Source organism: Streptomyces sp. NBC_00878 (assembly GCF_026341515.1).
GTDB lineage: Bacteria > Actinomycetota > Actinomycetes > Streptomycetales > Streptomycetaceae > Streptomyces.
The window spans coordinates 165459-176416 of the sequence record NZ_JAPEOK010000002.1; the positions used below are offsets into that span (position 1 = coordinate 165459).

Consider the following 10958-nt stretch of genomic DNA (forward strand, 5'->3'; position numbering starts at 1 on the left):
ACCGGGTCATCGTAGGGAACGGTTGTTCCTCTTATGGGTTTTCGGCCACCCCCTCGATGGAGTGGCCGGGCGAGACGGCCGGGTGAGAAACGGCCGCGAACGCACGTCTGTGCCCGCCGTGCGCGACGGCGGGCACAGGGCTGTGCGGAAAGGAGGGCGCGTCCGGGCCCCCGCTTCGGGCGGCGGCCGGTCCTAGTCGGTCACGTCCGAGACCCTCCAGCGCTGGTTGGAGCCGGAGTTGGGCGTCCACAGCGTGACGGCGGCACCGTCGTTGGTGGCCTGGCCGCCGACCTCCAGCAGGCGTCCGGTGGCGGCGTTGACGAGGGTCCAAGTGCCGTCGCCGGTCGTCGACATGATCCACTGGGTGGCCTTGTCGCGCGGACCGGAGTCGGCCTCCAGCACCGGGGCGCCGTCACGGACCGCCAGGCGCTTGCCCTCCACCGCGTTGGTGAACACGTACCGCTGCCGGTTGCCGGTGTCGCCGGAGATCTGCCGCAGCTTCCACTCCTGGCCGGCCGCGTCTCCAGCCGAGGTCCTGATGACCAGGCTCGTGCCGTTGTCGGCGACGGTGAGCGACTTGCCGCTCTGGACGCCGGTCAGCTCGTAGGTGTGGCCCTTGCGCAGTTCGGCGGCGTCCTTCGCGACACCCGAGACGCCCTTGACGACGAAGGAGGTCACCGACTGCGCGGGCACCGTGAAGGTGGCCCTGAGGTCACTCACCTTGACGGCCCTGTGGCGTTCGAGCTTGCCGTCGGCGCTGGTCACGACCGGCGTGACGGTGGCACTGCGGCTGACCTTGCCGAACTTCGACAGGTCGACCGTGACCGTGCGGGCGGCGGTGGTGCTGTTGACGTGGACGACCGTCGCGCCGTTGCCCTTCTTGGAGACGGCGGCGGCGCTGGACGTGTCGTCCGTCTTGATCAGCCGGTCACCGGGCTTGATGTAGTGCGTGAAGTTCCGGGCCGTGTCGAACTTCGTGTTCGTGTGGATCGGGCACGATTCGAGGGTGTCCGTCGAGGTGCAGCTGAACGGGAGCTGGATGCTGCCCCAGTTGCCGCCCTTGGCCGACTCGCCGCCCGGCTTCATGTTGTCGTAGTCCTCGACGGGCTGCCAGAACACCCAGGCCTTGGGCTCCAGTTCACGCAGATCGTCCACGATGCGCTGGGCGAGGCCGAGCCCCGGCCGCATGTCCGTGAAGCTCTGCCCGTCGCCCCAGTCGCCCTCGACCTCGCTCTGCCACAGCGGTTTGTCGGCCGCCTTCGCCAGGTCACGTACGGTGGTCCGCTGGCCGGTGCCGTAGGTGTGGACGTTCATCTGGCCGACGAGGTCCCGCACTTCCTGCGGGTAGGTGTTCCAGTTCGTCGAGAAGATGGACGGGTTGGTCTCGTCCATCGCGGAGATCTCCGCCTTGGTCTTCGCCTTCTCCAGCGCGGGAGTCAGGGCCTTGATGACCTTCTGCTGGAGCTCGGGGCCGATGTGCGCCCCCTCCTGACGGCCGCCGACCGGCTTGCCGTCGGCGCCCAGACGGGTGCTCCAGTAGCCGGTGTTGGGCTCGTTGAAGGGGTCGACGGTGTCGACCTTGATGCCCTCGGCCTTCTCGAGACGCTTGGTCGCGCCCGCCATGTAGGCGGCGAAGTCGTCGACGGACTCGGCCTTGAGCTGGTCCTCGGTGGCGTTGAACCCGCCGGATACGTAACCGCTCTTCGTCATGAACCACGGCGGGGAGTTGCTGAACGTCTCCCAGTGGTCGATGTCGTTCTTGATGCGGTCGACCCACCAGCGCTGGGTCGCGTCGGCGTCCTTGTTCCAGTCCGCCGGGTCGTCGGCGCTCCACCAGTCGGTGTCCTCGCGGGTGGTGCCTGCCGGGGCCTTCCACCAGCCCTCGACGGCACCGCCGGCGCGCAGGTAGTCCTCGACGTCCGGGGCGTTGCCGCCGCCGATGTTGTAGCGGGCGATGTTCAGCGCCAGGCCGTCGTCCCCGAAGAGGAGCCTGGCGAGCTTCTCGCGTATCTCCTGGGGGTAGTCCCCGGTGGCGTTGGCGAACCAGACCAGGCTGGTGCCCCAGCCCTCGAACTTCTCCTGCTCGTACGAGGGGTCGGGCCGGACGGTGACGGCTGCGGGGTCCGCCGCCGTCACCTGTGCGGTGGACGACGGGGCGGAGACCAGAGCGGCCCCGGTGGCCAGGGCGGTGAGGCCGGCGGCTCCGAGGAGCCGTCTGCTGCGGGTGCGGCGTGCCATCGTGTGCTCCCAACTACGGTGTTGGCGCTGCGGTGTACCTCCCGCCCGTCGGGCAGGAGGGATGGCCCTCGAACCAGCGCGGTGCCGTTCGAGGAGTCGGCGGTGTGCGGGGGAGTGGGTCAGCCGGCGGGCTGTCGCACCACGGCGACGTCCCTGGGCCCGAGGACGAGACCGCCCTCGGTGTCCGTGTCGCCGACCAGGATCTCTCCGGTGAGGCCGGTCAGCGGCACGTTCCCGTCGGTCCGGTTGACCAGGAACAGGAAGCGGCCGTCGGGTCCGCGGCGTACGGTCTGCTCGACCGATCCCCGTGCGTCGGCGGGCAGTTCGCTCTGTACGCCCGCCGGGTCGAGCAGCCCCGGCAGCAGACCGGCAAGCCCGTCGGCGCCGAGCCGGGTGGAGACATACGAGGCCGAACCCCGGCCCACCGCACGGCGCGTGACGGCGGGCCTGCCCGCGTACGTCCCGGTGCGGTAGCGGGCCAGCACCTCGACCGCCGGGTCGGTGACGGTGATCCGGTCGGTCCACAGGGTGCCCGGGCCGGCGCCGTCCAGGTCGACGCTGTCCCCTTCGAGCAGCGGCCCGAACTCCTCGATACGGATGCCGAGGAGGTCGCGCAGCGCTCCCGGGTGGCCGCCGAGCCAGACGTGGTCGTTCTCGTCGACGACACCGGAGAAGTACGTGGTGACGAGGTGGCCGCCGGTCTCGACGTACCGCGTGAGCTCCTTGGCCAGCGGAGCCGGGATCACGTGCAGGACGGGCGCGATCAGCAGGTCGTACCGGTCGAGGTCGGCCGAGGTGGTGACGACGTCGGCCCGGACGCCGAGGGCGAGGAGGGCGGAGTACCAGTCCAGCGCCTCCTGGCGGTAGTCGAGCAGGGCGGTCGGGTGGGAGTCCTGCTCGCTCGCCCACCATGATTCCCAGTCGTAGACGATTCCGACGCGGGAGGGTTCGCGCTCGGTGCCCGCGACCGGGGCCAGGGCCTTGAGGGTCTGGCCGAGGGCGGTGACCGCGCGGAAGACCTCGCTGTCGGCACCGGCGTGCGGCACCATCGCGGAGTGGTACTTCTCGGCACCGGCCGCGGACTGGCGCCACTGGAAGTAGCACACGGCGTCGGCGCCGTGCGCGACGTGCAGCAGCGAGTCGCGGGCCAGGTCACCCGGCCGCTTGGCCACGTTGACGGGCTGCCAGTTGACGGCACTCGTGGAGTGCTCCATCAGGAACCACGGACGGCCGTTCGCGATACCGCTGGTGAGGTTCGCGGAGAAGGACAGCTCGTCGCGGTCCTGCGGGCCCGGGTGGACGTAGTGGTCGTTGGAGACGAAGTCGATCTCGCCCGCCCAGTCCGGGTAGTTCATGCCCTTGGTGTTGCCCATCACCATGAAGTTGGTGGTGATCGGCACGTCCGGCGTGATCTCCCGCAGTACGTCCCGCTCCGCGCGCAGGTACTCCTTCAGCGCGTCCGAGGAGAAGCGCTTGAAGTCCAGCTGCTGCGTGGGGTTCGGGTGGGAGGCGGCCAGCCGCGGCGGCAGGATCTGCTCCCAGTCGCTGTAGCGCTGCGACCAGAAGGCCGTGCCCCAGGCGTGGTTGAGGGCGTCGAGGGTGGTGTACCGGTCGCGCAGCCAGTCGCGGAAGGCACGGGCCGCGTCGTCGGAGTAGTCGTAGATGTTGTGGCAGCCCAGCTCGTTGGAGATGTGCCAGGCCACCAGCGCGGGATGGTCCGCGTACCGCTCGGCCATCGTCCGCACCAGACGCAGTGCGTGGGTGCGGAAGACGGGCGAGGTGGGGCGCCAGTGCTGCCGCGCCCCCGGCCACACCGTCTCACCGGCGGCGGTCACCGGAAGGATCTCCGGGTGCGCCGTGGTGAGCCAGGGCGGCGGGGACGCGGTGGCGGTGGCCAGGTCGACCCCGATGCCGCTCTCGTGCAGCAGGCCCATGATCTCGTCGAGCCAGCCGAAGTCCCACTGGTCCTGGGCCGGCTGGATGCGGGCCCAGGAGAAGATCCCCACGGAGACCACGTTGACACCGGCCTCACGCATCAGCCGGACATCCTCGTCCCACACCTCGCGAGGCCACTGCTCGGGGTTGTAGTCGGCGCCGTACGCGAGGCATGGGGTGGAGTCACCGTCCGGCCCGTTCAGCTGGGACAGGAGGGTGGAGATCATCGTGGTCCTTCCGGTGTGTCACAAGGGGGCGGCGTCGGGGCGTGCGTCGACTACTCGACGGTGAAGCCCTGTTCCTTGCCGTACTTGACGGACGCGTCCTGCCAGGTCTTGAGGGCGTCGGTCAGCTTGGTGCTACCGACGTAGGCCTTGCCGACGGTGTCGTTGAAGATCGAGTTGGCGTACTGCTGGAAGGGCAGGTACGACCAGTCGGAGGCGACGTTGGCCGCGGAGTCGGCGAAGATCTCGTTGGCCTTCTGCCCGTCGAAGTACTCGAACTCCTTGTTCTGGAACGCGCTGTCCTGGAGCTCCGCGGTGGTCGCCGGGAATGCGCCCTCGTCTATGCGGGTCTGGACGCCGGCGCCGGAGTTGGCGTACTCGACGAAGGCGTAGGCGAGTTCCTTGTTCTTGCCGAGCGTGGGCAGGGCCAGGGAGCTGCCGCCGTTCTCCGTGCTCGCCTTGTCACCCTTGGTCCAGGCCGGCATCGGGGCCGCTCGCCAGTCACCGGCGGCGTTCGGCACGCCGGTGACGAAGTTGGCGGGCATCCAGGCGCCGCTGGGCAGTGTGGCGAGGGTGCCGTCGCCCAGGCCCTTGTACCAGTCGTCGGTCCAGCCGTTGATGGGCGCGACGAGCTTCTCGTCGATGAGCTTCTGCCAGGTGTCGGTGTACTTCTTGGCACCCGCGTCGTTGAAGTCGATCTTCACTTTGGTGCCGTCGACCTTGTAGGGACGCGAACCGGTCTGCCACAGCAGGCTGGTGGTCAGACCCGCGTCGCCCGCGTCGGCGGCGATGAAGACCTTGGGGTCGGCCTTGTGCAGCTTGCGGGCCGCCTCGACGTACTCGTCCCAGGTGGTCGGGACCGCGACCTTGTACTTGTCGAAGACCTTCTTGTTGTAGAAAAGCGCCATCGGGCCGGAGTCCATCGGCAGGCCGTAGACCTTGTCACCGTCGCTCACGGCGTTCCACGGGCCGGGGGTGTACTTGGCCTTGAGCTTGTCGGCGCCGAAGGGGGCCAGGTCGCTGAGGCCCTTGGTGAGGGCGTACTGGCTCAGCGCGAAGTACTCGACCTGGGCGACGTCGGGGACGCCCTTCTCGGCGGAGATGGCGTTCGACAAGGCGGTGTAGTGCTTGTCACCGGACCGCTCGCCGACGAGGTTGATCTTGACCTTGGGGTACTTCTTCTGGAAGTCCGCGGCGACGGTCTTGAGGGTGGGCTCCCAGGCCCAGACCGTGACCGAGCCGCCCTTCTTCAGGGCCGCCTGGATGTCCCCGGCGGAGACCGCCTTCTGGCCGGAGCTGTCGTCGTCGGAGCCGCCGCAGGCGGTCGCCCCCATGGCGAGGGCGGAGAGGAGAGCGATGCCGCGCAGCAGGCGGCTTGTGGTTCGGCGCATGGAGGTGCTTCCACTTCTTCGTGGGTGGGACAGGGCGAGGGGGAAAGAGACGGGGCCGCGGGGGGTGGGGGCCTGAGGGCGGGTCATTCCTTGACGCTTCCGGCGGCGAGCCCGGACTGCCAGTACCTCTGCAGCAGCAGGAACGCGGCGATCAGCGGGATGATGGTGAGCAGTGAACCGGTGATCACCAGGTTGAAGATCACGTCACCGCCGATCGTCTGAGCCTGGTTGTTCCAGGCGTCCAGCCCCAGGGTCAGGGGGTACCAGTCCGGGTCCTTGAGCATGATCAGCGGCAGGAAGTAGTTGTTCCAGGTCGCGACCGTGGTGAACAGCAGGACGGTCACGGTGCCGGGGGCGAGCAGCGGCAGGGCCACCTGGAAGAAGGTGCGTACCTCGCCCGCTCCGTCGATGCGGGCCGCCTCCATCAGTTCGGTGGGGATGGCCTCGGTGGCGAAGACCCACATCAGATACAGACCGAAGGGCGACACGAGCGAGGGGATGATCACCGCCCACGGGGTGTCGGTCAGGCCCATCTTGCTGAACATGAGGAACGTGGGCACCGCGAGCGCGGTCCCCGGGACGGCGACGGCGCCGATGACCACGGCGAAGACGGCGCGCTTGCCGGGGAAGGCGAACTTCGCCAGCGCGTAGCCGCCCAGGATCGCCAGGAGGGTGGCGCCGCCGGCGCCGAGCACGACGTACAGCAGGGTGTTCAGCAGCCAGCGGACGAAGATTCCGTCGTGGTACGTGAACGTCTCGCCGATGTTGTCCCAGAGGGCGAAGTCGTCGCTGAACCACAGTCCGGACGAATCGGCCAGCCCTTCCTGGGTCTTGGTGGCGCTGATGACCAGCCACACCAGGGGTACGACCGTGTACAGCAGGACCAGGCCGGTGAGCACGGTCAGCAGGACGCTGCGCCTGGGGCGCCCGGGGGTGTGCGCCCGTCGCGTGCGCAGTCGGGGCGCGCCCGTGGAACCGCCGGAGGCCTGGACGGGTGCGGGCTGGGAGGCGGTGGTGACGGAGCCGCTCGTGTTGGTCATCGGGTCACGCTCCCTTGCGCATGCCGCGGAGCTGCACGACATAGGCGATGACCATGGTGATGAGCCCCATGATGATGGCGACCGCCGCGGAGTAGTTGTGCTGCTGGCCGTTGAAGGACAGCGAGTACGTGTAGAAGTTCGGGGTGAAGTCGGTCGTGATGGCGTTGCGCGCGATCGGCCGCAGGATGCTCGGCTCGTTGAAGAGCTGGAAGCTGCCGATGATCGAGAAGATCGTCGCGATGACGAGGGCGCCCCGGATCGCGGGGAGCTTGATGGCGCTGATGATGCGGAACTGTCCGGCACCGTCGATCTCCGCGGCCTCGTAGAGCGAGTGCGGGATGACCCGCAGCGCGGAGTAGAAGATCAGCATGTTGTAGCCGATGAACTCCCAGGTGACGATGTTGCCGATCGACGCCAGGATCAGGTCGGTCGAGAGCGGGTCGGGCAGGGTGACATCGAAGGCCGAGTTGATGTCGCCCACCAGTCCGTACTTCGTGCCGTACATGAAGCCCCACATCAGGGTGGCGACCACGGCGGGCACGGCGTACGGCAGGAAGATCACGATGCGGAAGAAGTCCTTGCCGTACAGGCGCCCGCTGTCCAGCGCGAGGGCGATCAGCAGGGCGATGCCGAGCATGATCGGAACCTGTACGGCCAGGAAGAGCGACACCCGCGCGAGCGAGTCCCAGAACCGGTCGTCCTTCAGCGCCTGTGTGTAGTTGTCCAGGCCGACGAAGGTGGTGCCGCCGATCAGCTGGTCCCGGAACAGACTGAGGTAGACCGAGTACACGATCGGTGCCAGGAAGACGAGGGCGAACACGGCCACGAAGGGACCGATGAAACCCCACCCCGTCCAGGAGCGGCGGTCCCGTTTCGCCGGAGGCCGGTCCGGGCGCCGCTTGGCTGCCGCCGGCGGTTGTAGCGTCGTCATCTCGTTCCTCGCTCGTCCCTCTCGCGAACCCGGCGTCCTGCGCCGCTGATGTTTGCGCAAACGTCCAGTCCCGGAGATGTCCTTGGCCTGTTATGTTTACGTAAACATCTGATGGCGGCATGTCTACACTGCCCTGTTGACGGTGGTCAAGGGTCATTTGAGAAAACGCGGTTCGGCTAGGGCCTGTCCGGCGGATCAAGTCGCAGATGGGCGTGACAGACCCCGCGTCTGCGGCATGATCCGCCGGACAGGGCCTAGGGAGGGAGACGGGTGGACACAGCGGACAGTGCCTCGGCGAGCAGGCCGAAGTCGGTGGCGCGGACCGGGAAACGGGCCTCCCGCCGGACGCAGAGTGCGTCCATGGCGGACGTCGCCCGGCTGGCCGGCGTCTCCTCGCAGACCGTCTCGCGTGTCTCGAACGGTTACGCGGGTGTGAACGAGGAGACCCGGCAGCAGGTGCTGGCGGCCATGCGGGAACTGGGCTACCGGCCCAACAGCGCCGCCCGGGCACTCAAGCGCGGCGAGTTCCGGACGATCGGCGTCATCACCTTCGGCCTGTCGACCACGGGCAACGTGCGCACGCTGGAGGCGATCGCGACCTCGGCGGCGCACGAGGGGTACGCCGTCACGCTGCTGCCCGTCGCCGTTCCCACGCAGGACGAGGTGCGCGGTGCGTTCTCCCGGCTGGGGGAGCTGGCCGTCGACGCCGTCATCGTCATCCTGGAGGTGCACCTGCTCGACGCGGTGGCCCTCACTCTGCCGCCCCACATCCAGGTCGTCGTGGCCGACTCGGACGCGGGCGACCGCTATACCGTGGTCGACACCGACCAGGCCGGCGGGACCCGTGCCGCCGTGCGGTATCTGCTCGACCTCGGCCACCGCACGGTCTGGCACCTGGCCGGACCCGAAGAGTCCTTCGCGGCCCAGCGCCGCGCCGACGCCTGGCGTGCCGAACTCACCGAGGCGGGCTGCACGGCGCCACCGCTGGTACGCGGCGACTGGTCGGCCGAGTCCGGCTACCGGGCCGGCCTCGAACTCGCCGAACAGCGGGACTGCACGGCGGTGTTCGCGGCCAACGACCAGATGGCGCTGGGCCTGCTGCGGGCCCTGCACGAGCGGGGCCGGTATGTGCCCGACGACGTCAGCGTCATCGGCTTCGACGACATCCCCGAGGCGGGCTCCTTCCTGCCTCCCCTGACCACCGTCCACCAGGACTTCGCCGAGGTCGGACGCCGCTGCGTCGAGGGCGTGCTGCGGCAGATGCGCCACGCTACGCCGGAACACGGGACCACGCTCGTGCCTACGCGGCTCGTGGTGCGTGACAGTACGGCGGCGCCGCGGGTGTCTTGAGCTCGGCGCGGGACGTGCTGTGCGTGTGTGTCGTCCGCGGGTTGGCGGTGGCTGGTCGCGCGGTTCCCCGCGCCCCTGTGGGGCGGGGCGGTACCGGCCCGCGGGGAAGGCGTCGTGGGGTCACGCGGTCCGGGGAAGCCGTCGGCCGTCCGGGAGCCGGGATCAGTTGTTCGTCTTCTCCATGGCCTCCACGATCGCGTCCCAGAGCCGGGACCTGGCCTCCAGCGCGAGGATCGCTGTCTCCGCGGCCTCCTGCCAGCGGGTGTCGTCCTCGCCGCAGAGGTCGGCCACCATGGCCATCGCCATGGGGGTGTGCTCCTCGCCGTCCACCTCGATGTGCCGCGCCAGGTAGTCGCGGAAGATCGGGAACCGGTCGGCGCCCTCCTTCTTGATCACCTGGTCGAACATGTCCGGGATGAGGTCCTCCCGGGCGAAGGCGAAGGCCGCCGCCTGGCAGTGGACGGGCGTGCCGAGGATGATCCCGAACGTCGTGGTGACGAACTCGGCCGCGGGGCCCGGGACTTGGGCGGCTCGCAGTGCCGCGGGAACGTCGTGGCCCTCCCCGAGCAGCGCGAGGAACGTGTCTAGCCGTGAGGTGTCCGCCCCCGCTTCGACCATGCCGTCCCGGTAGAGCTCGAAGTGGCTGATGAAGCCGCCGTCCTGCTCGTCGCTCTCCTCCACCAGCACGATGTCGTTGACGAGCCGCCGGCCCACCTGCGAGCCGCGCGGCACCCAGGGGACGTCCACACACGTCAGCTCCCGCTGGAGGGACTTCAGCAGCGACATGAAGTCCCACACGGCGAAGACGTGGTGCTCCATGAAGGTCGCCAGGTCCTCCCGGGTGCTCATCCGCTGATAGACCGGATGGGCGGTCACTTCTTTTCGGGCCGGTTCGATCTCGGCGCGCACCCGGTCGATTCCCTCGTGGTTCATGCTCCAGTCATACCTGGACATGGATCTCCTTCTTGCTCTTTCAGATCCAGCTGATTCGTTTTTTCGGCTCAATTTTTGGATCTTCGTGTCGTCGGTGAAAGGTGCCTCCGAGGTCGATGGTCCCGCTTTGTTGGGGCGCCCGCCAAGCGATTCCATGAATTCGTGAATGTTGTCCGAAGAACCGTGTGACAAAAGATGTCAAGGCGGGCAGAAGGGTGACAAAGGGCTGCTTTCCCGGCTGCTCGCAAAAACTCCGTTGAGAGTTGAACAGCAAGCCTTCTCTTTCCGTATTCAGAGCCGTGACCAGGAATCCCGTTACCGTCACCGTCGCGTATCGAGTGGTACCGGGCCGCGAGGCCGAGTTCCACTCCTGGGGGTGGGGTGCACTGCGTGCGACAGCACGGCAGCCGGGCTTTCTCGGCGGTGGCGTGCTCGTCGACGGAGAGGCGGAGTGGCATGTGGTCTACCGCTTCAACAGCGAAGGTTCCGCCCTGGCCTGGGACCGCTCGGCCGATCGGGCGGAGTGGCAGGCGCGTGGAGAGACGCTGGCCCAGGAGACCGGCCGGCAGACCGTGCAGGGCTCCAGGGCCTGGTTCGATTCCCAGGCCGAAACGGCCGGTGCCGCTGCGGCGGCACCTCGGCCGCCACCGAAGTGGAAGTTATGGTTCGTGAATATGAGCGCGGTCTTCCCGCCCGTACTCATATTCAACTTGGCGGTACTTCCTTATCTCGGAAGCTTCAACCCTCTCATCCGCACTCTGTTCCTTTGCCTGGCTGTGACGGCCATTGTCACGTGGATTCTCATGCCGCGACTTCAGCGTTTCTTCAAGAAATGGCTGTACCCACCGCTGCAGGCGATCCGTGGACGACACAAACGACGGGCTGCGCAAGGCTGAGAACGACCATAAGGGGGGTG

The 10958-nt window shown here is 68.2% G+C and carries 8 protein-coding genes; 2 read left to right on the forward strand and 6 right to left on the reverse strand.

Going from position 1 to position 10958, the window contains the following annotated elements; all coding sequences use genetic code 11:
* Window positions 1–192: 192 nt before the first annotated feature.
* The 5 genes from OHA11_RS45270 to OHA11_RS45290 all read right to left on the reverse strand — a co-directional run bounded on the left by OHA11_RS45270 (window position 193) and on the right by OHA11_RS45290 (window position 7759).
* Window positions 193–2238 (reverse strand): RICIN domain-containing protein, encoded by a 2046-nt coding sequence (locus tag OHA11_RS45270; protein WP_266508180.1) that lies wholly within the window; start codon window positions 2236–2238, stop codon window positions 193–195.
* A 119-nt stretch (window positions 2239–2357) separates the two neighbouring features.
* On the reverse strand, window positions 2358–4400 hold the full coding sequence (locus OHA11_RS45275) for a beta-galactosidase (protein WP_266508182.1): 2043 nt from the start codon (window positions 4398–4400) through the stop codon (window positions 2358–2360).
* 50 nt (window positions 4401–4450) lie between these two features.
* Window positions 4451–5788: an ABC transporter substrate-binding protein gene (locus tag OHA11_RS45280; RefSeq protein WP_266508184.1), complete on the reverse strand. Its 1338-nt coding sequence runs from the start codon at window positions 5786–5788 to the stop codon at window positions 4451–4453.
* Between the two features lie 83 nt (window positions 5789–5871).
* Entirely contained in the window at window positions 5872–6828 is a 957-nt protein-coding gene (locus OHA11_RS45285; RefSeq protein WP_266508185.1) for a carbohydrate ABC transporter permease, read from the reverse strand.
* A gap of 4 nt (window positions 6829–6832) precedes the next feature.
* Window positions 6833–7759, reverse strand: a complete 927-nt coding sequence (locus tag OHA11_RS45290) for a carbohydrate ABC transporter permease (protein WP_266508187.1) — start codon at window positions 7757–7759, stop codon at window positions 6833–6835.
* A 360-nt stretch (window positions 7760–8119) separates the two neighbouring features.
* On the opposite strand from OHA11_RS45290, the gene OHA11_RS45295 reads away from it, so the two are divergent.
* Entirely contained in the window at window positions 8120–9109 is a 990-nt protein-coding gene (locus tag OHA11_RS45295) for a LacI family DNA-binding transcriptional regulator (RefSeq protein ID WP_266508189.1), read from the forward strand.
* A gap of 162 nt (window positions 9110–9271) precedes the next feature.
* On the opposite strand, the gene OHA11_RS45300 is transcribed toward OHA11_RS45295, so the two are convergent.
* Window positions 9272–10063 carry a DUF3050 domain-containing protein gene (locus OHA11_RS45300; RefSeq protein WP_266508191.1) on the reverse strand — a complete coding sequence of 264 codons (792 nt, stop codon included), beginning with the start codon at window positions 10061–10063 and terminating at the stop codon, window positions 9272–9274.
* Between the two features lie 278 nt (window positions 10064–10341).
* Between OHA11_RS45300 and OHA11_RS45305 the strand changes: the two genes are divergently transcribed.
* The gene (locus OHA11_RS45305) at window positions 10342–10938 is read left to right on the forward strand and encodes an antibiotic biosynthesis monooxygenase (protein ID WP_266508192.1); all 597 of its coding nucleotides are present in this window, start codon (window positions 10342–10344) and stop codon (window positions 10936–10938) included.
* Window positions 10939–10958: the final 20 nt, after the last annotated feature.